23 protein-coding genes, 1 other RNA gene and 1 pseudogene are annotated in these 25331 nt (G+C 31.3%); 16 read left to right on the forward strand and 9 right to left on the reverse strand.

The window, feature by feature from the left end; genetic code table 11:
- Positions 1–20: 20 nt before the first annotated feature.
- The 4 genes from rny to VCM48_RS04985 all read right to left on the reverse strand — a co-directional run bounded on the left by rny (position 21) and on the right by VCM48_RS04985 (position 2395).
- Positions 21–1586 carry a ribonuclease Y gene (gene rny / locus VCM48_RS04970; protein ID WP_440121193.1) on the reverse strand — a complete coding sequence of 522 codons (1566 nt, stop codon included), beginning with the start codon at positions 1584–1586 and terminating at the stop codon, positions 21–23.
- A 48-nt stretch (positions 1587–1634) separates the two neighbouring features.
- A non-coding RNA gene (ssrS, locus tag VCM48_RS04975) (6S RNA) lies at positions 1635–1743 on the reverse strand.
- A gap of 58 nt (positions 1744–1801) precedes the next feature.
- Positions 1802–2089: a cell division protein ZapA gene (locus VCM48_RS04980; protein ID WP_274640144.1), complete on the reverse strand. Its 288-nt coding sequence runs from the start codon at positions 2087–2089 to the stop codon at positions 1802–1804.
- A 15-nt stretch (positions 2090–2104) separates the two neighbouring features.
- Positions 2105–2395 (reverse strand): hypothetical protein, encoded by a 291-nt coding sequence (locus VCM48_RS04985; RefSeq protein ID WP_274640145.1) that lies wholly within the window; start codon positions 2393–2395, stop codon positions 2105–2107.
- Between the two features lie 148 nt (positions 2396–2543).
- Here VCM48_RS04985 and VCM48_RS04990 point away from each other — a divergent pair, with 148 nt between their 5' ends.
- The 5 genes and pseudogenes from VCM48_RS04990 (at position 2544) to VCM48_RS05010 (ending at position 8679) form a co-directional block, all read left to right on the forward strand.
- Positions 2544–4241 carry a M23 family metallopeptidase gene (locus VCM48_RS04990; protein ID WP_482271851.1) on the forward strand — a complete coding sequence of 566 codons (1698 nt, stop codon included), beginning with the start codon at positions 2544–2546 and terminating at the stop codon, positions 4239–4241.
- Between the two features lie 6 nt (positions 4242–4247).
- Positions 4248–6692 carry a carboxypeptidase-like regulatory domain-containing protein gene (locus tag VCM48_RS04995; RefSeq protein WP_482271852.1) on the forward strand — a complete coding sequence of 815 codons (2445 nt, stop codon included), beginning with the start codon at positions 4248–4250 and terminating at the stop codon, positions 6690–6692.
- Between the two features lie 167 nt (positions 6693–6859).
- Complete coding sequence (locus VCM48_RS05000) at positions 6860–7444, forward strand: SMI1/KNR4 family protein (RefSeq protein ID WP_482271853.1); 585 nt, start codon at positions 6860–6862, stop codon at positions 7442–7444.
- A 46-nt stretch (positions 7445–7490) separates the two neighbouring features.
- The gene (locus tag VCM48_RS05005) at positions 7491–8165 is read left to right on the forward strand and encodes a hypothetical protein (protein WP_482271854.1); all 675 of its coding nucleotides are present in this window, start codon (positions 7491–7493) and stop codon (positions 8163–8165) included.
- A gap of 154 nt (positions 8166–8319) precedes the next feature.
- A pseudogene (locus tag VCM48_RS05010) lies at positions 8320–8679 on the forward strand (DUF2200 domain-containing protein).
- A 79-nt stretch (positions 8680–8758) separates the two neighbouring features.
- Here VCM48_RS05010 and VCM48_RS05015 read toward each other — a convergent pair.
- Positions 8759–9544, reverse strand: coding sequence for a helix-turn-helix domain-containing protein (locus VCM48_RS05015; RefSeq protein ID WP_482271855.1), 786 nt, complete (start codon positions 9542–9544; stop codon positions 8759–8761).
- Between the two features lie 177 nt (positions 9545–9721).
- On the opposite strand from VCM48_RS05015, the gene VCM48_RS05020 reads away from it, so the two are divergent.
- From VCM48_RS05020 to VCM48_RS05045, 6 genes are all read left to right on the forward strand, one after another.
- Complete coding sequence (locus VCM48_RS05020) at positions 9722–10300, forward strand: non-canonical purine NTP diphosphatase (protein ID WP_482271856.1); 579 nt, start codon at positions 9722–9724, stop codon at positions 10298–10300.
- Entirely contained in the window at positions 10301–11332 is a 1032-nt protein-coding gene (locus VCM48_RS05025; protein WP_274640153.1) for a FecCD family ABC transporter permease, read from the forward strand.
- A 111-nt stretch (positions 11333–11443) separates the two neighbouring features.
- Positions 11444–12148 carry an ABC transporter ATP-binding protein gene (locus VCM48_RS05030; protein ID WP_313813871.1) on the forward strand — a complete coding sequence of 235 codons (705 nt, stop codon included), beginning with the start codon at positions 11444–11446 and terminating at the stop codon, positions 12146–12148.
- A gap of 65 nt (positions 12149–12213) precedes the next feature.
- On the forward strand, positions 12214–13251 hold the full coding sequence (locus VCM48_RS05035; protein ID WP_482271857.1) for a M28 family metallopeptidase: 1038 nt from the start codon (positions 12214–12216) through the stop codon (positions 13249–13251).
- Positions 13252–13488: 237 nt separating this feature from the next.
- Positions 13489–14658, forward strand: a complete 1170-nt coding sequence (locus VCM48_RS05040) for a histidine decarboxylase (RefSeq protein WP_482271858.1) — start codon at positions 13489–13491, stop codon at positions 14656–14658.
- Positions 14659–14712: 54 nt separating this feature from the next.
- Complete coding sequence (locus tag VCM48_RS05045) at positions 14713–15336, forward strand: outer membrane beta-barrel protein (protein ID WP_099276244.1); 624 nt, start codon at positions 14713–14715, stop codon at positions 15334–15336.
- Between the two features lie 43 nt (positions 15337–15379).
- On the opposite strand, the gene VCM48_RS05050 is transcribed toward VCM48_RS05045, so the two are convergent.
- From VCM48_RS05050 to VCM48_RS05060, 3 genes are all read right to left on the reverse strand, one after another.
- Positions 15380–16477, reverse strand: coding sequence for a methyltransferase (locus VCM48_RS05050; RefSeq protein ID WP_482271859.1), 1098 nt, complete (start codon positions 16475–16477; stop codon positions 15380–15382).
- A gap of 14 nt (positions 16478–16491) precedes the next feature.
- Positions 16492–18024, reverse strand: coding sequence for an FMN-binding glutamate synthase family protein (locus tag VCM48_RS05055; RefSeq protein WP_482271860.1), 1533 nt, complete (start codon positions 18022–18024; stop codon positions 16492–16494).
- 92 nt (positions 18025–18116) lie between these two features.
- The gene (locus VCM48_RS05060) at positions 18117–18368 is read right to left on the reverse strand and encodes a type B 50S ribosomal protein L31 (RefSeq protein WP_047789607.1); all 252 of its coding nucleotides are present in this window, start codon (positions 18366–18368) and stop codon (positions 18117–18119) included.
- A gap of 197 nt (positions 18369–18565) precedes the next feature.
- On the opposite strand from VCM48_RS05060, the gene VCM48_RS05065 reads away from it, so the two are divergent.
- Together VCM48_RS05065 and VCM48_RS05070 are read left to right on the forward strand one after the other, a co-directional pair.
- Entirely contained in the window at positions 18566–19606 is a 1041-nt protein-coding gene (locus VCM48_RS05065; RefSeq protein ID WP_482271861.1) for a glutaminyl-peptide cyclotransferase, read from the forward strand.
- Positions 19607–19622: 16 nt separating this feature from the next.
- Positions 19623–21119 (forward strand): hypothetical protein, encoded by a 1497-nt coding sequence (locus VCM48_RS05070; RefSeq protein ID WP_482271862.1) that lies wholly within the window; start codon positions 19623–19625, stop codon positions 21117–21119.
- Between the two features lie 340 nt (positions 21120–21459).
- Here VCM48_RS05070 and VCM48_RS05075 read toward each other — a convergent pair whose 3' ends face one another.
- The gene (locus VCM48_RS05075; protein WP_482271863.1) at positions 21460–22746 is read right to left on the reverse strand and encodes a metal-dependent hydrolase family protein; all 1287 of its coding nucleotides are present in this window, start codon (positions 22744–22746) and stop codon (positions 21460–21462) included.
- A 74-nt stretch (positions 22747–22820) separates the two neighbouring features.
- On the opposite strand from VCM48_RS05075, the gene VCM48_RS05080 reads away from it, so the two are divergent.
- The 3 genes from VCM48_RS05080 to VCM48_RS05090 all read left to right on the forward strand — a co-directional run bounded on the left by VCM48_RS05080 (position 22821) and on the right by VCM48_RS05090 (position 25309).
- Positions 22821–23501: an SDR family NAD(P)-dependent oxidoreductase gene (locus VCM48_RS05080; RefSeq protein ID WP_028892934.1), complete on the forward strand. Its 681-nt coding sequence runs from the start codon at positions 22821–22823 to the stop codon at positions 23499–23501.
- Positions 23502–23652: 151 nt separating this feature from the next.
- Positions 23653–24240 carry a SprT-like domain-containing protein gene (locus tag VCM48_RS05085; protein WP_440067341.1) on the forward strand — a complete coding sequence of 196 codons (588 nt, stop codon included), beginning with the start codon at positions 23653–23655 and terminating at the stop codon, positions 24238–24240.
- 7 nt (positions 24241–24247) lie between these two features.
- Positions 24248–25309, forward strand: a complete 1062-nt coding sequence (locus VCM48_RS05090) for a mannose-1-phosphate guanylyltransferase (protein WP_482271864.1) — start codon at positions 24248–24250, stop codon at positions 25307–25309.
- Positions 25310–25331: the final 22 nt, after the last annotated feature.

A 25331-nucleotide genomic window follows, 5' to 3' on the forward strand; every position in this document is an offset into this window, starting at 1 on the left:
TTTATTCTATAATTAAATAATTATTTCGCTACGTTTACTGCTCTTGTCTCTCTAATTACAGTAACTTTTACCTGTCCTGGATAGGTCATATCATTCTGAATTTTTTGAGAAATATTAAATGATAATTCAGCTGCTTTAGTATCGTTTACTTTAGCACTCTCTACCATAACTCTTAATTCACGTCCTGCTTGAATAGCATAAGCTTTTTGTACTCCATTAAATCCAAAAGCAATATCTTCTAAATCTTTTAAACGTTGAATATAAGAATCTAATACTTGACGACGTGCACCTGGTCTTGCTCCTGAAATCGCATCACAAACTTGAACAATAGGAGCTATTAAACTCTTCATTTCAATTTCATCGTGGTGAGCTCCAATTGCATTACATACATCTGGTTTTTCACCATACTTTTCAGCCCATTGCATTCCTAATAATGCGTGTGGTAATTCACTTTCTGTTTCAGGTACTTTACCTATATCATGTAATAAACCTGCACGTTTAGCAGCTTTTGCATTTAGCCCCATTTCAGCAGCCATAATACCACAAAGGTTTGCTACTTCACGTGAGTGTTGTAATAAATTTTGACCGTAAGAAGAACGATACTTCATACGTCCAACTGTTTTAATCAGTTCAGGGTGTAAACCGTGAATTCCTAAATCAATTACAGTACGTTTACCTACTTCAATAATTTCTTGAGTAATTTGCTTTTCCGTCTTTTTTACAATCTCTTCAATTCTTGCTGGGTGAATTCTTCCGTCTGTTACTAATTTATGCATTGATAAACGAGCAATTTCACGACGAACAGGATCGAAACACGATAAGATAATTGCTTCAGGTGTATCATCTACAATAATTTCAACTCCAGTTGCTGATTCTAAAGCACGGATGTTTCTTCCTTCTCTACCAATAATTCTACCCTTAACGTCATCTGACTCTAAGTTAAATACAGATACACAATTTTCTACAGCTTGCTCTACTCCTACCCTTTGAATAGTATTTAAAACTACCTTACGAGCTTCTTGTTGCGCTGTCATTTTTGCTTCTTCAATAGTATCTTGAATGAAAGACATAGCATCAGATTTTGCTTCGTCTTTTAATGATGCTACTAATTCGGTTTTAGCCTCATCTGCAGATAGTCCAGAAATTTGCTCAAGCATATCTACATGGCGCTTGTGCATCTTTTCTAATTCTGATTCTTTCTTTTCTAAGAATTCTAATTTATAATCAAAATCAGCTTCTTTTTTTTCTAACTGTTTATTAAGTTTTTTGCTTTTATCTAACTCTGATGATACTTGACTTTCTTTATCTCTTACTCTTTTTTCTACATCAGAAACTTTCTTTTCTCTTGATAGGATTACTTTTTCATGCTCAGACTTAAGTTCTATAAACTTTTCTTTTGCTTGTAAAATCTTATCCTTCTTTATTGCTTCGGCTTCTACTTTAGCTTCTTTTAGTATGCTATTTGCCTCTTTCTTTGTTTCTTGTATTAATTTATTTGCATTAGATTTTTCTAACATTTTAGCAATAAAAAAACCTACTGCTACACCTATAATTCCTGCTAAAACAGGAAATAATATTCCCTCCATAATTTTGATTTGATTGTATAAAAAAAGCCTACATCAATAGGGTTTTAAAAACTCCAAAATAACAAGTTTAGGATTAACTGATTGATCAAGGATCCGAGGTAAAATCGGCTTGCTTTACTAACCACGACTCATCCTTTATAATTGAATAACGTTGAGTTTAACAAACAATGTACTAATGTAGGCAGTATATTAAATAATATATTTTAAAGAACGTTTTATAAATGATCTTCTAGCAAGTTAGTCAATTCATTTATCTTTTGCAATACTTCGGCTTTTTCTTTAGTATTTTTTAACGATACTATTTCTGCTTTTGACGCAAACTGTAAAGCACTCATTGCTAAAACATCTTGCTTATCAGCTACCGCATAACTTTGTTCAAAATTGGCTATCAATTCATTAATACTTTTTGCTGCCTTTCGTAACCCTTCCTCTTCATCGGTACTATTTACACTTAACGGATACGTTCTACCAGCAATTACTACATTAACTTTTATTTTTGCCATGCAAAGAACTTTGTATTATGTGTTCAAAAGAGTAATACATTTATCAATCTCTCGAACTAAAGCATTTATTTTGAGTTTTGTTTCTCTTGTATTTTCGTTACTGCCCTCAATAGTTTTTGCAACTTTAAGCAAATTAAATTGTTTTTGCTGTTCTTCTAATTGCCTCTCTTTTTCTTGTAATAAAACTTGTAACTCAGCGTTATTTTGAAGTAAAACTTTATTTTCTTCTTTCAAAAACTCATAGTTAGAAAGTAAGTTCTTTAACCTATCTTCCAGTAAATGAATTGCTTTTAAAGGGTTACTCATTTATTTTAGAGAATAAAACTATATTCACAAAGTTATTAATATAACTTATAATTAGCAACTCTTTTAGTGTTTTTTACCAAAACACTGATTCTAAGCCCTTAAGGTTTTTGTTAGAATTTTACTAGTTTTGCTTTAAAACTGTTGCATTTTGAAATTTTATTTTTCTGTTATTTTATTAGTCTTTTTTATTAGTGGTAATGCTCAAAATAAGTATCCACGAAATTACTTCTCAAACCCTTTAAAAATACCTGTAGTACTATCTGGTACCTTTGGAGAACTAAGAAGTAATCATTTTCATTCTGGTATAGATATTAAAACCCAAGGAAAAGAAGGTATTCCTATTTACGCTCCTGCAAATGGATATGTTTCTCGTATAAAAGTACAGCAATATGGTTTTGGAAAAGCATTGTATATAACACACCCTAATGGTTACACTACCGTATATGCTCATTTAAAACGATTTGAACCAAGCATTCAACAATATGTAAAAAGCATTCAGTATAAGAAAGAAAAATATAGCACAGGAAACCTTTTTTTAAAACCCGATAAATTCCCAGTAAAAAAAGGACAACTTGTTGGTTATACTGGGGATACTGGTAGCTCTGGAGGTCCTCATTTACATTACGAAATTAGAAACACGCAAACTGAACATATTATCAACCCTATGCATTTTGGTTTAACAGCTAAAGATGATAAAACACCTACTGTTCAAAAATTAATAGCATATCCATTAAGTGACGATGCAAGAATTAATAATTCTGCATTAGAATCTGTTATTTCTTTTAAAAACAACGGTAATGGTAATTATGTAGCTGAAAAAATTACTGCTAGTGGTACTATTGGTTTTGGTATTAGTGTGTTTGACCGATTGAATGGAGCATTGAATAAAAATGGAATTTATAGTTTAGAAATGAAGGTTAATGGCAAGCGTATGTATTATCATGATGTTGAAACCTTTTCCTTTGCTGAAAGTAAATATATTAATCTATTAATAGACTATAAACACTACAAAAAATACAGAAATAGAGTACAAAGAACACATAAAGTAAAAGCAAACAGGCTTAGCTTGTACGAAGATTTAGTAAACAACGGAAAGATTCATATAGAAAACGGAGCTAATTACAATATTGAAATCATAGCTAAAGACTTTAAGCACAATACATCAAAAGTAAGAATACCAGTTAGAGGAACTTCTAGTAATTTAGTGTTTAAACAAAAAGACACTACTAACTACAAAATTACAGCAACTGAATTTAATAAATTCCATCAAAAAAACGTAACTGTTGCTTTTCCTAAAAACACCTTTTATGAAGATTGTTTTATTGATTTTAAGGTTGAAAATGGTACTGCTAAGGTTCACGACCCTACAATTCCTTTAGATAAACGTTATACACTAACTTTTGAAACTTCTTTCTTAACAGAAGATCAAAAACAACATGTATATATCGCTAATGTTACAAATCCTAGGTATTCTAGATATACATCTACTAAAAAGAAAATAGACAAAGTATATACTACTACTAAACTTTTAGGTAGTTATGCCTTACGTTTTGACACTGAAAAACCAACAATTCAATTGTATAATTTTAGTAATAACCAATGGATTTCTAAAAACAAAACTCTTAAAGTTAAAATAGGTGATAAAGAAACTGGCATTAAAAATTACCGCGCTACTATTGATGGTGAATGGATTTTAATGGAATATAACCATAAAAAAAGAATCCTTACATACGATTTTAATGATAAAAAGTTGGTAGGTAGCAAACATATTTTTAAACTTGTAGTCTCTGATAATGTGGGTAATACTGAAACGGTTTCAGCTACATTTTTCAGAAAAGTAAACTAAACAAGCTTGAAAAAATTTATTCTTTTATTACTGTTCCCTTCACTAGTTTTTGCACAAAAAACAGCTACAGTAAAAGGAATCATTACCAATAAATTCAATACACCAATTGAAGGAGTTGCGATTTCTTATTTATCAAAAGGAACTACTACCGATGCTAACGGGATGTATCAATTTACCATTCCTATTCGAAAAACAGTTACCGTTACATTTACACATGTTTCTTATAAAACTTTAGTGAAAAAATTCACCTCTAGAGGAAAAAGAAATTTTAACTTCTCTCCTACTTTACAAATTAAGAGTGAAGAATTAGAAGAAGTTATTGTTAAAAACCAACAAAAAGAAGCCCAAGGAATTACCAAAATAAAAACTAAAAAAGTAAAAAACATACTTGGTGCCAATGCTGGTGTTGAAAATATATTGATGACACTACCTGGAGTTAGTAATAACAATGAGTTGAGTACTCAGTATAATGTTCGTGGTGGTAACTTTGATGAAAACCTGGTATATGTTAATGGAATTGAAGTATATCGTCCATTCTTAATTCGTTCTGGTCAACAAGAAGGATTGAGTTTTACCAATCCTCATATGATTCAGAATATTAATTTTTCTGCGGGTGGATTTCAAGCCAAATATGGTGATAAACTGTCTTCTGTACTAGATATTACCTATAGAAAACCAAACAACTTTGGCGTTCAACTAGATTTAAGTTTATTAGGAGGAAGTTTTACTATTGAGGATACTTTTGCTAATAATAAACTAAGTGCAATTGTTGGTGTTCGTTATCGTGATAATAGCTTATTTGTAAATAGTAAACAAACTGAAATAAACTTTAGACCTCAATTTACAGATGTCCAATCATTTTTAAGCTACCAAGCAACTAGTAAACTTACATTAAATTTCTTAGGAAATTTTTCTCTTAACAACTATAATTACAAACCATTAACTCGCAAAACCCGATTTGGAACTTTAACGAATCCGCTAGAGTTAATTATTTTTTATCAAGGACAAGAAAAAGATCGTTTTCAAACCTTATTTGGAGCTTTTTCTGCTGACTATCAAGTTAACGACAATCTGGAACTTACTGGTACTGTTTCATCTTTTAACACACAAGAAGAAGAGTACTTTGATATTGCTGCTGCCTATGCAATAGGAGAAGTAAATAGTAATATTGGTTCTGAAGATTTTGGTGAAGTTGAATTTTCTCAAGGTATTGGTTCACAAATTAATCATGCACGTAACGACTTGGATGCTTTAATCAGCAATATTCAACTAAAAGCTACTTTAAAAGACGGTAACAATGAATGGAAAGCCGGTATTAAATACCAAAAAGAAAATATTAAAGACCGTATTCGTGAATGGGAAATGATAGATTCTTTAGGTTTTTCTGTTCGTCCACCGCACCACACCACAAATAATCAACCATACGAACCTTTTACAGGTCCTATTGAGCCTTACAGAAATGTGAGGGCAGAAAATGAAACAGACATTAACCGTATTACTAGTTTTTTACAATTTAGTAGAAAAGCAATGTGGAACGATCACCAAGTTTGGATGAATATTGGAGTTCGTTCTCATTATTGGTCTATAAAAACAGCTTCTACCAATAATTATTCTCAAACAATCTTTAGCCCTAGAGCGCAATTTGCTATAAAACCTGATTGGGAGAGCGATATGCTATTTAGAATATCTGGTGGATGGTATTCACAGCCTCCTTTTTATAAAGAATTACGTGATTATGACGGACAAGTACATCCCGAAGTAAAAGCACAAAAATCAATTCACTTAGTTGCTGGGAATGAATATAGTTTCAACTTATGGGAACGTCCTTTTAAATTAGTTACTGAACTTTATTATAAAGACTTATCTAATGTAAATGCTTACTCTGTAGATAATGTACGCATTCGTTATCGCGCAGATAATGTTACCGATGCCTATGCTTATGGTTTAGACATTCGCTTAAATGGTGAGTTTGTTCCGGGTAACGATAGTTGGGTGAGCTTTGGATATTTAAAAACTGAAGAAAATATTAACAATAGAGGTTACATTGCTAGACCAACCGATCAACGTTTAAAATTTGGTGTGCTATTTCAAGATTATGTACCCAACTTACCCGATTTAAAAGCCTACTTAAACTTAGTTTACAATACAGGTTTACCAGGTGGAGCTCCTGCATATTCAGATGTATATGAATTTCAAAACCGTTTAAATGATTATAAACGTGCTGATGTAGGAATTTCTTATGTTTTTGCAGATGCAAACAAACAACATAAAACAGGCTTTTTAAGAAGTTTTAAAGAGCTTACTGCTGGTTTAGAACTTTTTAACATTTTTGATATTCGTAACTCCAATACCAACACATGGGTACGTGATGCTTACAGTAAAAACCAATACGGTATTCCTAATTACATGACTGGAAGGGTGTTAAACTTTAAACTAGGAATGCAGTTTTAGTCTCCTCTACTCTTTTTAACGAAAAATTAGCGAAAAAACTTCCTTTAGCATTTTCCACACATAGTACTTTAGCTTGAAAATTTCAAAGATGCTATGAAAAAACCTATCTGTTTTTTACACAAAGAGTTTAGCTGGCATCAATATTACGCAACAAAAAAATAATTAAAATGAAAAACCAAAAAATTGAAATTGAAAACTTATGGAACAGATTTAAAAATTGGATCACTTCAAACGCTCCTCATTTATCAAAAGAACTTCAACCTTCAATTCAACCAGAAGAAATAAAACAATTACAACAAACTATACAAACAGAATTACCTGAAGACTTTATTGCCTTTTTAAGTATACACAATGGTCAAAATAGAAATGCTGACGGTTTTATAGATGCTGAAGAGTTACTTTCTTCTGACCGAATAATGGACGAATGGAAAATTTGGTATGATTTATATCAAAATGGAGACTTTGATGATAGTGAAGCTGAGCCTGATGAAGAAATTAAAAACTTTTGGTGGAACCCTAAATGGATACCAATTACCTATGATGGATCAGGAAATCATCTTTGTATAGACATGGACCCTACTGAAAATGGAACCAAAGGCCAAATAATAAGAATGTGGCATGACGACAGTGTAAGAGAGTTCATAGCTCCGTCTTTTAAGTTTTTTTTCGAAAATTACTGTATTAACCTTGAAAATGACATATATGCTTATTCAGACGAATGGGGAGGAATAATTAACAAAGAAGATATTTAAATCATTTTTTAATACGCTGTAAAAACTATAAATAACACGCAACATTATGAATTACGAACAACACTTTAAACGTTCAACAGAAATTAGAAATGAGTATTGGCAACAAACAGGAACTCCTTTTTCTGATGTTATAGGAAGCATGATTAATCCTACTTTTTTAGGAGGACCTAAATGGCCATCTTTACGACAAGCCCACATAGGAATTAAAACGGAAGATGGTACCATTATAGCTACAGACGGATTGAGTGACCCGTATGACGACTATGATACAAATACAGAAAATCAAGCTTATAATGGTATAGGTATAGAACTTTATACCATTTGTGATAACAAATACGAAGATATTCAGCACATAATAGACTCTTGGGAGTTTAAAGTTACTCGAAGAGCAAGCAACATTGCTGCTGCTAACCCTAATATTTCATATACTTTAAATGATTACACCTACATTTCAACAACTATTGATGGTAGTGGTTTACCAGAATGCTTTGTAAACGAAGATGAAGAAGCTGGTATATTATTAGGTTTAAAAAACAATAATATTAACAACTCATTAAAATTAAGTATTGAAGAAATAGTATTAGTTAACGTAACCCTTTTAACCCCAAAAGAGTTAGCCTATATATTAGAAAATGGTGCTGAAGGAAGAAATAAAATAGCCGAGTTATTAACTAAGAAAAATTTTCATAAATTAACATCTCAAAGAGAATCTGTTATATAAAATAACTAAGTTAATAGTAAATTTTAATAAAATGAATTGAGTTTTATTAATTATAGCTTTTAAAAGAAGTTGCTACATTTTGGCGATTCATTTTTATCACCTTCTTAATTGTTTCAATCTTAGAACTCAAAATAGTTTCTCATAAACTTAAAATATGAAAACAACACCAAAACACGACGAAAGAATTGCAAACATGACTTTTGCTTCTGTTTATCCACACTATATTACGAAAGTTGAGAAAAAAGGTAGAACTAAAGAGTAATTACATCAAGTAATTGAATGGTTAACTGGTTTTGATAACGAGATGTTAAACAACTTAATTGATCAAAAAGTAACTTTTGAAATCTTCTTCAAAGAAGCTAAATTAAACCCAAACGCTCATTTAATTACAGGAGTTATTTGTGGTTATCGAATAGAAGAAATCGAAACTCCCTTAACAAAGCAAGTTCGTTATTTAGACAAGCTTGTAGATGAATTAGCTAAAGGTCGTAAAATGGAAAAAATTTTACGCTAATCACACTTAACTCTCATCTAGAAATTATATTCTATAAGTTTTAGAGACTTAAAAAGTCTCTAAAACTATTTAACCTCACTTATTTCCTTGCTATCTTATAAATTACTATAATTTCAATTATTATAGTAGGTATTAATAAGAACAATCCTAAACTAGCCAAGACTACAGTAGACAATAAAACTCCTGTTATTATTTCTAAAACACCACATACTTGCACTAAAGTTCCTAACCTACTCTTTAACTGTAATAAGCCAATACCAAAAATTATTTGAACGACTCCAAAAACAAGTAGCTCTACTACAAGAGATACTCCAACAGTCTCTTCACTAAAGTTTATTAAAAATATATCATATAACTCAAATAGTACATAAGCTATCATAAAGACATAAACTATTATCTCTAATAATTTATGAGCATAAATTTTAGCTACTCTTAAAAACCCCATAAAGAATAATACAAAAGCCACAGAAGAAATCACTTTAATACTAGTATATAGCAATCCATTAAAAATTGATTCATCCTTTGTAAACTGATATACATCAGCAATAGTTTCAACAAAACCAAAAACAAAATAGATAACTCCAAAAATCCAAGCTAAGTTTAATTTCTTTTTATCTTGATTTGTAAGTACAACCTCGTTTGTAAATTCTTCTAAATTAATAGTTGCATCCAATGCTTCTAATATAGTTTTAATCGTAAAACTCCTTGGCATAGTTTCCCCTGCCTCTATACGTTGTATTGTACGAACATTAATGTTACATTTTTCAACAAGCTCTTCTTGAGTTAATCCCTTTTGTTTTCTTAATTCAAGAATCTTTTTTCCTAAATCTGGTTGTTTCATGGTAAGTAAATTTTTATTTCTCATACAATATTACTTTTGATTCTAAATTTGATAAAACTATTTAATGGTTTTTAACCCGACTTTTACACGACATCTCTTTATTTACAATACTTTCAAGACGAATTCATTTTTTATAAAAAATAAAAACACCAGCAAAGATGATAAAAATTGAATACATTTGCTTTTGTTAATTTTCAACACATGAAACTAGTTTTTGCTACCAATAATCTAAATAAACTTGCTGAAGTACAAAAAATGCTACCTAGCTCTATTGAGCTACTTTCTTTAAAAGATATCAACTGTTTTGATGATATTGAAGAGACTGCAACAACTTTAGAAGGAAACGCTAAAATTAAAGCAAATTACATTACCGAAAAGTTTGGATACAATTGTTTTGCTGATGATACAGGTTTAGAAGTTGAAGCTTTAAATGGAGAGCCAGGTGTATATTCAGCTCGCTATGCAGGTGAACCTGCTAATGCAGAAAACAACATGCAAAAACTATTAACAGAATTAAATCATAAAATCAATAGAACTGCTCAGTTTAGGACTTCTATTTGTTTAAATTTAGACGAAAAACAATTTTTGTTTGATGGAGTTTGTAAAGGAACCATTTTAACATCTAAACAAGGAGAAAAAGGTTTTGGATATGATCCTATTTTTCAGCCTGAAGGATACAATAAATCATTTGCAGAAATGACTTCTGAAGAAAAAAACAAAATAAGTCATAGAGGATTAGCGATTCAACAATTAGTAGCATTTTTAAAATCAATTAGCTAGTTGAATTTATCAAAAACATACACAGTTCACTTTTTACTTTTATCGGTTTTACTGATAGTTTTTTTACTACTAAACATTAGTTTTGGTTCTGTATCAATTCCTCTAAAAGAAATTTTTAACTCCTTATTTGGTAACCCTGTAGCAAAAGATAGTTGGGAAACCATTATTATAAATTACCGATTACCAAAAGCTATTACTGCTATTTTAGTAGGATCAGGTTTAGCTATAAGTGGATTGTTAATGCAAACATTATTTAGAAATCCGCTTGCTGGTCCTTTTGTGTTAGGAATATCTTCTGGTGCAAGCCTTGGTGTAGCATTGCTCATTTTAGGCTCTAGTGTTTTTGGAGGATTTTTTCTTGTAGCTATTTACTCTAATTGGGCATTAGCCATTGCTGCAAGTGCAGGATCTTTCTTAGTATTATCAGCGGTTATTATAGCTGCTAACAGAGTTCGTAATACGATGTCTATTTTAATTATCGGATTAATGTTTGGCTCGTTAACATCAGCAGTTATTAGTGTTTTAGCTTTTTTTAGTGAAGCTGAACAAATACAACAATATTTATTTTGGAGCTTTGGAAGTTTAGGTAATCTAACTTGGGCTGAACTTTCTGTTTTTGGAATTATTTACCTAGTAGGAATTCTTGGGACATTTTCTGTTATTAAACCTCTAAACAGCTTTTTATTGGGAGAAAACTATGCAAAAAGTTTAGGAATCAATATCAAAAAAAGTAGAAATATCATTTTACTAATCACAAGCATTCTTACAGGTGTAATTACTGCTTTTTCAGGCCCTATTGCTTTTGTTGGACTAGCTGTTCCACATATTGCTAAAATGATTTTTTCTACATCAAACCATAAAGTATTATTGCCTGCGGTTGCTTTAATTGGAGCAATTATTCTGTTAATTTGTGACAGTATAGCGCAATTACCTACAAGCGAATTCACCTTACCTATTAACGCAATAACATCATTATTTGGAGCACCTGTAGTTATTTGGCTATTAATTAGGAAGAAGAAAATATATGTATAAGAATATAAACAGTTAAACATCAAGCAACAACAAAAACATATCGTCTTACAAACAGAAAACCTTTCAATAGGTTACAAATCAAAAAAACAAGAAACTCTCATAGCTTCAAATATTGATTTAACTATTGAAAAAGGGAAATTTGTTGCTTTATTAGGTAAAAATGGAATAGGAAAATCAACCTTACTTCGTACTATTTCTAAAGTTCAAAAACCTTTAAAAGGTGTTGTAAAAATCAAACAAAAAGAACTTTCATCTTACACTAATCAAGAATTATCTACCACACTAAGTTTAGTGTTAACAGAACGTTTACCTTTAAGTCAGTTAACTGTTTTTGAACTGGTTGCTTTAGGACGTCAACCCTACACAAACTGGATTGACAAACTCACACAAGACCACTTAAAGAAAATTCTCTGGGCAATTGAACAAACAGAAATTACACATTTAAAAGACAAGCGGTTTTATGAATTAAGCGATGGTCAATTACAACGTGTACTTATTGCCCGTGCTTTAGCCCAAGATACCGAAATCATTATTTTAGATGAACCTACAGCACATCTAGATATACATCACACATTTAAAGTATTTTCTTTATTAAAAAAACTTGTAGAAAATACAGGTAAAACTATTATTATTTCCACTCACGAAGTAAATATTGCAATTCAACTAGCTGATGAATTCATATTACTTTCTGAAAAACAATTTTATACTGGCACCTCACAAGAATTAATTGCTAAAAATGCTTTTGATGAACTTTTTCCTAAAGAATTAATAAGTTTTAACAAAACATTAGAACAATTCGTTATCAAGAAAAATTAAATTTGAACGATTGTAACATTTTGTTACTTTTGAGACTAATCAAACTAAACAAACCTTAATTATTGATGAGAAAATTACTTTATATGGCTAGTGCAGTTGCACTGGTAGCTTGTGGTTCAAGCAAAGAAACTACAAATACAGATAATGATGTAACCACAGACCTATCTGCAAAATATGCCAAAACCATTACTGCAAAAGATTTAGGAAAACATCTATTTATCTATGCTTCTGATGAATTTGAAGGAAGAAATACAGGTGAACCTGGACAAAAGAAAGCAGTAAAGTATTTAAAAGATTTTTATGTTAGTCAAGGAATAGCGTCTCCTTTGGGAGGAAATGATTACTTTCAAGAAGTACCTTCAGAATACTTAAGTAACAATCGTAGAGGAATGACTTTAAAAGATTCTGAAAACGTTGTTGCTTTTATCAAGGGAACAGAAAAACCAGATGAAATAGTGGTTATTTCTGCTCACTTAGATCACGAAGGTGTTAAAAACGGGGAGATTTATAACGGTGCAGATGATGACGGATCAGGAACTGTAGCTATTTTAGAAATTGCTGAAGCTTTTAAACAAGCTGCTGATGCTGGCAAAGGTCCTAAGCGTTCTATTTTATTCTTACACGTTACTGGTGAAGAAAAAGGTTTATTAGGATCTAAGTATTATACAGAAAACCCTATTTTCCCATTAACTAATACTGTTGCTGATTTGAATATTGATATGATTGGTAGAGTTGACGACCGTCATAAAGGAAATCCAAATTACGTATACTTAATTGGTTCTGATAAATTAAGTACTGAATTACACAATATCTCTGAAGCGATGAATAAAAAATATACAAACATCGATTTAGACTATAAATACAACGATGATAACGACCCTAACCGTTTTTATTATCGTTCTGACCATTATAATTTTGCTAAGCACAACATTCCTATTATTTTTTATTTTAATGGAACACATGCCGACTATCACCGACCAACTGATACTCCTGACAAAATCAATTACGAAATGTTAGAAAATAGAGCCCGTTTGGTTTTCCATACTGCTTGGGAAGTTGCGAATCGTGAGAATCGTATTGTGGTTGATAAAGCCGCAGAATAAGGTCTAATCAAATTTAAATTATAAAGTTTAAAAGCTCATCTAAATTAGATGGGCTTTTTATTTGCTTTTAACTTAAATACCATTCCTAAAATATATCCCCTTTTCTTACCATAACGAACCTTAAATAGATTATTTATCTACCAAAATAATTAAATAAGAAAAATAATCTAAAAACTAAACTAATACCTGATAAATAACATTGCTTCGTTTACATTTGCCCGCTTAAATTTTAATACTATGGTTAACGAAGGGAAATTATCATTAGAAAATCAACAAAAACTAGATAAGTTACAGGAAGAATTGGCTTCTGCTCGCGATACTTTTTTAGGGTACCCTGTATCAAAAGATTTTGATTATTCAGAATTAAATAAGTTTTTTCAATATCCAATTAACAACCTTGGTGATCCTTTTGAACAAGGCACTTATCGTGTACGAACCCATGAAATGGAACGTGAGGTTATTGCCTTTTTTGCAAAACTATTTAGAGCTAACCCAAAAGATTTTTGGGGATATGTAACCAATGGTGGCTCAGAAAGCAACCTATATGGTTTATATATAGCTCGTGAGTTGTTTCCTAAAGCTATGGTATATTATTCTGAATCTACTCATTACAGTGTACGTAAAAACATCCATTTATTAAATATTCCAAGTATTGTAATTAAATCGCAAGAAAATGGTGAAATGGATTATGAAGATTTTGAAAATACTGTTCGTATGAATCGTCATAAACCTGTAATTGTATTAGCTACTTTTGGTACAACTATGAAAGAAGCTAAAGACGACATAGGTAAAATTAAAGGCATCTTACACAACCTAGCTATTCAAGATCATTATATTCACTGCGATGCTGCTTTAGCAGGATCATTTGGACCATTTATGCAACCTCGTCTTCCTTTCGATTTTATGGATGGTGCTGATAGTATTTCTATAAGTGGACATAAATTTATTGGTTCACCAATACCGACAGGAGTATTAATGGCTAAAAGATCGAACAGAGACAGAATTGCTAAAGGAATTTCGTACATCGGTTCTTTTGATACTACTATTACAGGCTCTCGTAACGGACATTCTCCTTTATTCTTGTGGTACGCCTTAAAACAATTAGGTGCTGAGGGTTTACAACAACGTTACCTACATAGCTTAGCTGTGGCTGAATATTGCGAAGCTGAATTACAAAAAATTGGAGTAAATGCTTGGAGAAACCCAAATGCAATTACTGTGGTATTACCAAAAACTCCACAAAGTATTAAAGATAAATGGCAGTTAGCTACTGAAGGGAACATTTCTCATGTTATTTGTATGCCTAACGTAACAAAGACTCAAATTGATGAATTTATAAACGATTTAAAAAATTGTACAGAACAGATTATTGAAGAGGAATTTTCCTATGATTTTTCATTAAGCTAACCTTTTATTAATCTAAGACAAGTACTTTTGATTGCTTTAAAAGAAAATTTAATTATGAAGAAATTATTATTAAGTACAATGCTACTTGCATTGTCATTTGCTTATGGACAAGAAAAAAAAGAAAAATTAACTATTGAAAAAGGTACATGGTATACTAGTGCAAATTTTTCCATAGGACATAATAGTAATGAATTTGAAGGTTCTCCTGAAACTTCTAAATATTTTAACTTTAATTTCTCTCCTAAGGTAGGATATACTATTAACGACAACTTAATTATAGGTTTAGGTGTAGGATATGGATATTCAAAAAGTGAATCAGGGAGTCAAATTGGAAAAGGTAATTCCTACCAAATCTTTCCTTATGTAAAAAAACACTTTCCACTTGGAAAGAAATTAACTATTTCGTTGCAAGGAGAATTTAGTTATAGTTATGCTGATTATTCAAGCAATATTAATTCTACTCCATACGAAAGAAGCACCAACCAATATTTTGTAGGGATAAGACCTGGACTTACTTATTTTTTAAATAAAAACATTGCTTTAGAAGCTAATATAGGTAGCTTAGGTTATTCTAAAACAGACCAAGATGAAAGTAGTTTTCCTGACAGAGAATCTGATTCATTTCAGTTTAATATAAACTCAACTGATTTAATGTTCGGTTTATCATATTATTGGTAGTATTAAAGTTTACAAATCAAACAAAAAAACGCTAAGAAAATTCTTAGCGTTTTTTTATACATTCTATTATTTGAAACTTTTTATTTTGTTGTAACACACTTACTGAAGTAAAAAGTTTTGTTAAGTGCGTACTATAATTCAAATGTGAATTAGCAACTAACAAAAATCTTCCGTTGTTTTTCAAACAATTTTCTATTCCTTTAAAAAGATTTAGTGCTATCTCAATATTATTCTCATGTTCAAAGTGAAAAGGTGGGTTTGATACTACTAAGTCAAAAGAATTTTCTTTTAACTCCTCTAGGGTATCATCACATAAAAATTCTGCTTTTTTTCCTTCTAAGTTAATTTTAGATGACTCAATAGCTAAATTAAAATCATCTAACAAAGTTACTTCAGCTTGTGGATTTTGCTCGGTAACTTCATAAGCTATAACTCCATTACCAGAAGCTACATCTAACACTTTTAACTCCTCTGTTTTAACTTCTAAATTTTCTAAAAAAAATTGCGTTCCTATATCTACACTTCCAGAGGAAAACACACCATAATATTGCTGTAAGACTTTGCTTTTCCACTGAATGGTATTAATTAGATTCTTCTTTTGAGCTTCTTTTTTAGGTGCTTTTAAAATTAACAAACGTGCCTTTTTCCATGCTTTTGACTGAGTAACTTCTTCAAAATATTGTTCAGCAACCTTTATGTAAGAAGGAGAAAAATACTTAGTCATAAACCCACAAATAACCTCAGTTTTTTCTTGTGAAGCTTTATTGATTTGTTGTAAAAATAACTCAAATAACTCTAAAGACTTTGGAATTTTAATCAAGGCCACTTCTACGTGCTGCAAATCATCAATTGGAGTTTTAAAATCAACTTCCGTAGAAAAATTATTCAATTTCAAATTTTGATAAATTGCTTTTTGCTGACTAGCGTACGTCCAAACAGCGGTTACTTTTTTATTCTGTAAAGCACAGTTCCACACCCCAAAACGATCATTAAAAAGGTGCAAATACTCTATATTCTTTTCAGCTATATAATCTAATACTAACAGTTCTGCATTACTCCAAGCTCGTAAACTTTTGTCGCAAGTCTTGGGATAGCGCTCTAATTGATATGTTTTTGAATGTATTTTTACTGTAGTATCCAATTAATATCCTACGTTTAATTTACTAAAGTCTTTTCTTTAGCGTAGTAGATTTCATCTAACGAAGTTATTTCCCCTGCTCTATTTCTTCTAAAAATATGTTTTGGCTCCACATCTTCTATTGACTCTTTACCCATAGCCGCAACCATTTCTTTAATTGCACTAATTGTTTTGTTATGGTAATTCTTTACACGGATATTTTTATACTTAACCACCAACGCCTTAACCAAATCTTTTTCTTGTGTTGCAACACCTACAGGACAGGTATCTAAGTTACATTCACGTGCCTGAATACATCCTAAACTTAACATAAAACTACGAGCCATACCAATTGCATCGGCTCCTAAGGCTAAGTATTTAATCACATCAAAAGCATCAATAGCTTTTCCACTTGCAATGATTTTAATTTGATCTTTTAGTCCGTATTTTTTCAACATTTTATTCACAAAAGACAATCCTTCTAGCAACGGTGTACCAATGTAGTTTGAAAACTCTAAAGGTGCTGAACCTGTGCCTCCTTCTCCTCCATCAACAGCTATATAATCAGGATAATTATTAGCATCAGCAAAAGCTTTAATCATCGCTTCAATTTCATCATTGTCTCCAACACAAAACTTAATTCCTATTGGCTTTCCTCCAGATAAATCTCTTACTTGTTGAATAAACGCAACCATTTCATCAAAATTAGAAAAAGCATCATGTGCCGGTGGTGAATCTACTCTTGTAAAAGGCTCTACAGAACGGATTTCAGCAATTTCTTTTGTATTCTTTTTTGCAGGAAGAATTCCACCGTGACCTGGTTTAGCTCCTTGTGAAAGCTTTATTTCAACCATCTTCACCTCTTCTCTGTTTGCATTCTTCTTAAAAACCTCAGCATCAAAAGTACGTTTTCCGTTTACGCTTTTTCCCGCTCCAAAATACCCTGTACCAACCTGAAAAATTAAATCTCCACCTTGCAAATGATAAGGAGAAATACCTCCTTCACCTGTATTATGTGCGAAGCCTCCCATTTTTGCCCCTTGATTCAATGCCATTATTGCATTTTTACTCAACGAACCAAAAGACATAGCTGAAATATTGATTATAGAAGAATTATATTTTTGTGTACACTTATCTGAACCTATAAGTACTCTTTCACCATTAATATGATAATGATCTTTAGGAAACAACGAATGTTTTACAAACTCATATCCTTTTGCATATACATTGTGTTGTGTACCGAAAGGAACTGTTTCTATTTCTTTTTTCGATCGCTGATAAACAATACTTCTTTTCTCACGGTTAATAGGTTTCCCGCTTAAATCATCTTCAATAAAATATTGCTGAATTTTTTCTCGTTCTTCTTCAAATACCCAACGCAAACGAGCAATTACAGGAAAAGCACGCATTAGTGAGTGTTTTTTTTGAATAAAGGCATCATATATTGCTAATAATGTTACCGCTGAAGCAACAGTTAACAAAATATAATTTCCCATATCTGGCATGAAATAAACCAACACACCACATAATATATTAATTACAATAATAACAGATAAAATGGTATCTCTCATCTCTTTTGTTTTTCTGGCAAAAATACAATTTTAGCATAAAAAAAGCTCTGACATATAGCCAGAGCTTTCTTTTATATTTAAAATACTTAAAATTACTTTTTGAATTTCGCGTATTTATTTTTGAACTTATCAATACGCCCTGCAGTATCTACTAACTTAGACTTACCAGTGTAGAAAGGATGTGAAGTTCTTGAAATTTCTAATTTGATTAATGGATACTCAACTCCTTCTACTTCTAAAGTTTCTTTTGTATTAGCAGTTGAACGTGTTAAAAAAACATCTCCGTTAGACATGTCTTTAAACGCTACCATTCTATAATTTTCTGGATGTATACCTTTTTTCATCTCTTGTAAATTTAAAATCTTTTATTTTTGTTGAAAAAATTATAAAGTTGGTAAAGCTTTATAGTTGTTTCATATATCAAAAACCTGCAATGGCTATTTGAGGGTGCAAATTTAACCCTTTTTTTTAATTTGCAAACAAATAATTTGCTTTAATTTGTACAACATCTTTATAAACTACAGAAAATAACATTTTATATATGCGTTTTTATAAACTTTTAACTTTAGGATTAACTACTTTACTTATAACTTCTTGTAGCGAAACTAATTACAAATTTAAATTAGACACTACTAAAAAAACTACCCTAGGTAAAAAAGCTTCTATTAAGTTTGAACAATTAAAAGGTGAACAGATAGATTCTGTACAACTTTATGTAAACAACAAGCGTGTAAATACTAACGAAACAAGTGTTACTATTAACACTGCTGATTTTGGTGTAGGAAAACATGCTGTTACTGCTTTAGCTTTTTACCCTAACAAATCAAAAAAGCTAAACAACTCTATTGAGGTATTGGCTAAAGAAGCTCCTGCTGTATATTCTTATAAAATTGCAAATATTTATCCGCACGATAAAGGAGCATATACTCAAGGGTTAGAATACAAAAACGGTTATTTGTATGAAAGTACAGGTCGTAATGGTGAATCTACTTTAAGAAAAGTTGAATTAGAAACTGGAAAAGTTTTACAAAAAACTGATTTGGATGAAAAGTACTTTGGTGAAGGAATGACCATTTTTAACAATAAGATTTATTGGTTAACATGGCATGCTCGAAAAGGATTTATCTACGATTTTGAAACATTTAAACAGCTTGGTAGCTTTAACTATACAAATAGTAATCAAGGATGGGGTTTAACGCACAACGGTTCTGAACTTATTAAAACAGATGGTAGTAACAAGGTTTGGTTTTTAGATGCAAACACCCAAGAAGAAAAAAGAAGTGTACAAGTATACACTAACAAATACCCTGTTGATAATTTAAATGAAATCGAACTTATCAACGGAAAAATTTACGCAAATAAATGGCAACAAAACTCAATAGTTATTATCAATCCAGAAACAGGTGTTGTTGAAGGTGTAGCTAACTTAAATGGGTTAAGAGATATTGTTGCTAAAGATCAAACTTTAGAACCTCAAGATGATGTATTAAACGGAATTGCGTATGATGCTGAAAACAACCGTTTATTTGTTACAGGAAAACATTGGGGAAAATTATTTGAAATAGAATTAATCAAACAATAATCTACTACCTAAAATCATGAAAAATACCCTTCCCATACTAGCGCTTATTTTATCTATTATTGTAATGTCTTGTAGAAAAGACTTCACTACAGTACCTAGTTATGGGAAGCTACAATTTTCAAAAGACACAGTATTTCTAGATACTATTTTTAGTAATATAGGCTCTGCAACCTATAACTTAAAAGTATATAATAAGAGTAACAAAACCATTACTATTCCAGAAATTAAACTAGAGAATGGAAGTACTTCAAATTACCGATTAAACGTAGATGGTTTAACTGGTGATAACTTTAATAACATCGATATTTTAGCAAATGATAGTATCTATGTATTTATAGAAACTACTATTGATGTTAACACCGTTACCGATCCTTTATATACCGATAAAATATTGTTTGATAATGGAGAAAATCAACAAGATGTAGATTTAGTTACTTTAGTACAAGACGCACATTTTATTTTTCCTTCTAAAAACAGTTCGGGTATTGAAACATTAACTATTGACGGTAAAGAGACCGAGATTCAAGGTCGCTTTTTAACTGATGAAGAACTCACTTTTAGCAATGAAAAGCCCTATGTTATTTACGGTTATGCAGCAGTACCTTCTAGTAAAACACTAACAATTGAAGCTGGAGCTAAAATTCACTTTCACAACAATTCTGGATTAATTATTGATAAAGGCTCAAGCTTAAAAACCAATGGAACTTTAGATGAAAAAGTGGTTTTTGAAGGAGACCGATTAGAACATCAGTTTAGCGAAATCCCAGGACAATGGGGAGCTATTTGGATACGTGAAGGTAGTTATAACAACGAGCTAAATCATACTCAAATTAAAAATGGAACTGTTGGAGTTCTTGTTGACGGACAAGATACCTCCTCTCCTACGCTAACTATAAAAAACACTGAGATATATAACAGCTCAAATTATGGTGTTTTAGGTAGAAATACTCATATTGAAGGAGAGAACTTAGTAATAGGTAGTGCAGGACAATCTGCATTAGCTTGTACTTTTGGAGGAAAGTATAATTTTACCCATGCCACTTTTGCAAATTTTTGGAATAATAGTATCCGTCAATTACCTTCAGTTTTAGTAAATAATCATATCACTTATATCAATGATAGTAACCAAGAAGTTACTGAAGTTAATGATTTAGTTAGCGCTAATTTTACAAACTGTATTATTGAAGGAAATAACAATATAGAGTTTATACTTGATAGAATTGATGGAACAACTTTTAACTACATGGTTGAAAATTGCCTAATCAAATTTGATGATTTTAATAATTCATTTGTAGATAATAATGAATTAAATTTTGACGACACTTCACATTATCTAAACAACATTTTAAACGGAGAACCTAATTTTAAAGATGTTACTGAAAATGAATTTGTCATTGGTAAAAACAGTGATGCTATTAATAAAGCAAAACCTTCCGCTGTTTCTGAAGATATTTTAGGTACTCCTCGAAACTCTATGCCAGATATTGGTGCTTATCAACACACTGAATTTTAAGCCAATAAGGTTTATCTACAAAAACACTTCCATTTAACGATTAAAACAATCCATTCATCGAATTATAACTAATTATACTACTAAGTAAATATATATTTGTAGTGTATTTGTTTCATTCATAGTAATAAAATAAATAGATTAATTAGTTTGGTTAGTTGAGAGCTATTCTTCTTAACCGTAATGAATAGCTCTTTTTTTTAGAAGAAATTAATAAAAAATACATATAAAAATATTTGTCGGGGGGCAATACTAATAGATTGAGGAATCTATACAGGGTAAAAGAAGGAATACGTAGGTATTCCTTTTTTACTTATTATTATAAGCTGTAAGCTTTAAAACACTACTTAACTTTTTTAAATACTTTTCCGTTTTTCATCACAAATACTACATTTTCCATCGTATGTATATTTTGGGTAGGGTCTTCATCTACTGCGACGATGTCTGCTAAAAAACCTTTTTTAACCTGACCTAGCTCATTTTTCATATCTAACAATGCTGCATTAGTTACTGTAGCAGATTGAATGGTTTCCATAGCTGGCATTCCTGCTTCTACCATATAGCCAAATTCTTTTCCATTCTTACCGTGTTTAAATACTCCAGCATCAGTCCCAAATGCTATTTTTACTCCTCTTTTGTAGGCTCTACTAAAAGTTCCTTGTATTTGTGGACCAACAGCCAAAGCTTTAGGCACTACAATTTCTGGGTAAAACCCTTTTACTTTCGCTTTCTCCTCAACCTCTTTTCCTGCAGTAATAGTTGGCACTAAGTACGCATCATGTTTTTTCATCAACTCCATGGTAATATCACTCATATAGGTTCCATGCTCTATAGTTTTTACACCTCCAATAATAGCTCGCTGCATTCCTTCATCTCCATGAGCATGAGCTGCCACATGCATTCCGTAGTCTTTTGCAGTTTCACAAATCGCTTTTATTTCATCAATATTAAATTGTGGGTTATCGCCACTTTTAGCCACACTTAACACACCTCCTGTTGCTGTAATTTTTATGCAATCAGCTCCATTTTTATAACGTTGACGTACTGCTTTTTTAGCATCTTCAACCGAATTCACAACACCTTCTTTCGGACCTGGATTACCTATTAATTCTCTACTACTACCGTTTGTTGGATCTGCATGCCCACCCGTAGTAGCTAAAGATTTCCCAGCTGTAAACACTCGTGGACCAGTTATTTTTCCAGCTTTTATTGCCTTTGCTAATGAAATATTCACTCCTGTTCCCCCCAAGTCTCTCACCGTGGTAAAACCATTTAGTAAGGTTGTTTCTGCAAACTTTACAGAGTTATACGCTCTATCAGCTTCATTCAAAATATATTTTTCCAATCTTGATTTCGGACTGTGTTCACTTTCAATATGCACGTGCATATCAATTAACCCTGGCATTACTACCTTATCTTTTAAGTCTATAACAACATCTTCTGAATTTTCAGGACTCACATATCCTTTTAATACATCAATAATTTTATTTCCATTTACTACAATGGTTTGCTCTTTATTTATTTTACCCTTTTCCGTATCAATTAACTTTCCGCAGAATATATAGGTATTCTGAGCAAATGAAACAATCGACATCGTTAAAAACAGTGCTAAAAAAAATCTTTTTTTCATGATAATTTAAGAATGATTAAGCAATAAATGTAGTGATTTTTATGTAGCTTGCCTTTTTAAATTTTAACAGTTACATGAAGAACGTTGTTATTACAGGAACCAGTAGAGGTATTGGTTTTGAATTAGCACAGCAGTTTGCTAATCAAGGACATCAGGTATTAGCATTATCTAGAAACACAAAACCTTTAGAGCAAATAAATCATTCAAACATCACAACTATTTCTGTTGATTTATCTAACGAAATAGATATAGAAAAAGCGGTTAGTTTTGTTACTACCGAATGGAAAAAGGTAGATATTCTTATCAATAACGCAGGAAAACTGATTAATAAACCTTTTGAACAATTAACTACACAAGATTTTGAAGAGGTATATAGAGTAAATGTTTTTGCAGTTGCTGAATTAACTAGAAACCTTTTACCGTTTATGCAAAAAGGAAGTCATGTAATAACTGTAAGTAGCATGGGCGGAATTCAAGGAAGTATGAAGTTCCCTGGATTAGCTGCCTATAGCTCTGCCAAAGGAGCAGTAATTACTTTATCTGAATTACTAGCTGAAGAATATAAAGAGCAACAAATAGCTTTTAACGTCTTAGCCTTAGGTGCTGTACAAACAGAAATGTTAGAAGAAGCTTTCCCTGGTTATGAAGCTCCTTTATCGGCTAAAGAAATGGCTAACTACATTTTTGATTTTGCTTTAACAGGTAATAAGTATTACAACGGTAAAGTTTTACAAGTTTCTAGTTCTACTCCGTAGAGAAATAACGATTGTCACTTCGAGTGATTTTCGTTCAACATAATTGAAAAGAAAATTGTATCGAGAAGTATTAGCTAGTTCTCGATGCAATTTTTATTTTTCCATTTTATTTCAAAATAAAAACCACTCGAACTGACATTTGAAAAAAACATTGATTAAATACATCCCTGAAGAAGCTATTCCATTAGTTGAATATTTAATTATTGAGCATAAAATCAATTTAAAAATAGTAAGCGAACGTCAAACCAAACACGGTGATTTTCGTCGCTTACCTAATGGTCACATGCAAATTACAGTGAATAACAACTTAAACCCTTATCAGTTTTTGTTAACGTTAATTCATGAAATTGCACATCATGTTACCTATCAAAAATTTGGAAGAGTACAACCCCACGGTAAAGAATGGAAAACAGTATTTCAGCATTTAATGCTTCCTTTTTTACAACCAGAAATTTATCCAAAAAACATTCTACCATATTTAGCCAACTACTTAAAAAATCCGAAAGCCAGTACCGATGCTGATGTAAATTTATCACTGGCATTACGTGGAGGAAAATCAGAAGACGGAAAGAACTTTATCTTTGAAATACCAAACGGGAGCGTTTTTCAATTCAAGGAAAAACTATATAAAAGAGGTGATAAACGAAGAACGCGCTATGAATGTTTAAATTTAGAAAACAAGCGTGTATATTTATTCAACCAAAACGCAGAAGTGAAACTAGTAGCTTTAAACAAATAATACTTGTATGAATACTAATTATTACGCAGTAATTATGGCGGGTGGCGTAGGTTCTCGCCTTTGGCCTGTAAGTACTGAAAAGTACCCTAAGCAATTTCATGATTTATTAGGAACTGGAGAGTCTTTGTTACAAAAAACCTTCAACAGAATTAATCAATTAATTCCAGCAGAAAATATTTTAATTGCTACGAATAAACGCTACGAAGAGTTAGTATTAGAACAACTTCCTGAAATTAGCAACAAACAGCTACTACTCGAACCTACAATGCGCAACACTGCTCCTTGTATTTTATATGCTGCGTTAAAAATTCATCAGCAAAATAAAAATGCAGTGATGTTAGTTGCTCCATCGGATCATTGGATAGAAAACGAAACTGAATTTATTAAGAATATTGAGACTTCTTTTAACGCTTGTGCTAAAGAAGACATGTTAATGACTTTAGGAATTCAACCAAATCATCCTAATACAGGGTATGGTTATATTCAGTTTGAAGAAAATTCTTCTGAAATAAAAAAAGTAAAAACCTTTACTGAAAAACCTAACCTAGAAAAAGCTACGCAATTTTTAGCAAGTGGTGATTATCTGTGGAATGCTGGTATTTTTGTTTGGTCAGTTTCAAGTATTTTGGATGCTTTTAAAAAGCATCTTCCAAAAATGGTTGACATTTTAGATAATGGAAACAATGTATACAACACCGATCTTGAAGGCGATTTTATAAAGAATAACTATGAAAAGTGTGAAAACATTTCTATTGACTTCGGAATTATGGAACGCTCAGAAAAAGTACATGTACTTCCTGTAGATTTTGGTTGGGACGATTTAGGCACTTGGGGATCTTTATACAATAAATTAAGTAAAGACAATCATCAGAATGCAACAGTCGGAGCTAATACTATTTTTAAAGATGCTAACGGAAATATGGTTAGTACTAAAAATGGGAAAAAAATAGTAATTCAAGGGTTACAAGATTTTATTGTGGTTGAAAAAGACGATGTTTTGGTTATTTGTCCACGTAAAGACGAGCAAGATATAAAGCAATTACAAGCAGAAGCTAAAAATCAATTTTAATAAACACTTCTATTTACATCTT

The organism is Tenacibaculum sp. DPLXC6 (assembly GCF_056815515.1).

Coding starts and splice junctions, on each gene's coding strand:
- VCM48_RS05080 (WP_028892934.1), top strand. CDS start 22,821: ATGAAGAACGTTGTTATTACAGGAACCAGTAGAGGTATTGGTTTTGAA.
- VCM48_RS05055 (WP_482271860.1), bottom strand. CDS start 18,024: ATGAGAGATACCATTTTATCTGTTATTATTGTAATTAATATATTATGT.
- VCM48_RS04985 (WP_274640145.1), bottom strand. CDS start 2,395: ATGAGTAACCCTTTAAAAGCAATTCATTTACTGGAAGATAGGTTAAAG.
- VCM48_RS05075 (WP_482271863.1), bottom strand. CDS start 22,746: ATGAAAAAAAGATTTTTTTTAGCACTGTTTTTAACGATGTCGATTGTT.
- VCM48_RS05065 (WP_482271861.1), top strand. CDS start 18,566: ATGCGTTTTTATAAACTTTTAACTTTAGGATTAACTACTTTACTTATA.
- VCM48_RS05015 (WP_482271855.1), bottom strand. CDS start 9,544: ATGAGAAATAAAAATTTACTTACCATGAAACAACCAGATTTAGGAAAA.
- VCM48_RS05060 (WP_047789607.1), bottom strand. CDS start 18,368: ATGAAAAAAGGTATACATCCAGAAAATTATAGAATGGTAGCGTTTAAA.
- VCM48_RS04980 (WP_274640144.1), bottom strand. CDS start 2,089: ATGGCAAAAATAAAAGTTAATGTAGTAATTGCTGGTAGAACGTATCCG.
- VCM48_RS05070 (WP_482271862.1), top strand. CDS start 19,623: ATGAAAAATACCCTTCCCATACTAGCGCTTATTTTATCTATTATTGTA.
- VCM48_RS05090 (WP_482271864.1), top strand. CDS start 24,248: ATGAATACTAATTATTACGCAGTAATTATGGCGGGTGGCGTAGGTTCT.
- VCM48_RS05000 (WP_482271853.1), top strand. CDS start 6,860: ATGAAAAACCAAAAAATTGAAATTGAAAACTTATGGAACAGATTTAAA.
- VCM48_RS05040 (WP_482271858.1), top strand. CDS start 13,489: ATGGTTAACGAAGGGAAATTATCATTAGAAAATCAACAAAAACTAGAT.
- VCM48_RS05020 (WP_482271856.1), top strand. CDS start 9,722: ATGAAACTAGTTTTTGCTACCAATAATCTAAATAAACTTGCTGAAGTA.
- VCM48_RS05045 (WP_099276244.1), top strand. CDS start 14,713: ATGAAGAAATTATTATTAAGTACAATGCTACTTGCATTGTCATTTGCT.
- VCM48_RS05035 (WP_482271857.1), top strand. CDS start 12,214: ATGAGAAAATTACTTTATATGGCTAGTGCAGTTGCACTGGTAGCTTGT.
- VCM48_RS05005 (WP_482271854.1), top strand. CDS start 7,491: ATGAATTACGAACAACACTTTAAACGTTCAACAGAAATTAGAAATGAG.
- rny (WP_440121193.1), bottom strand. CDS start 1,586: ATGGAGGGAATATTATTTCCTGTTTTAGCAGGAATTATAGGTGTAGCA.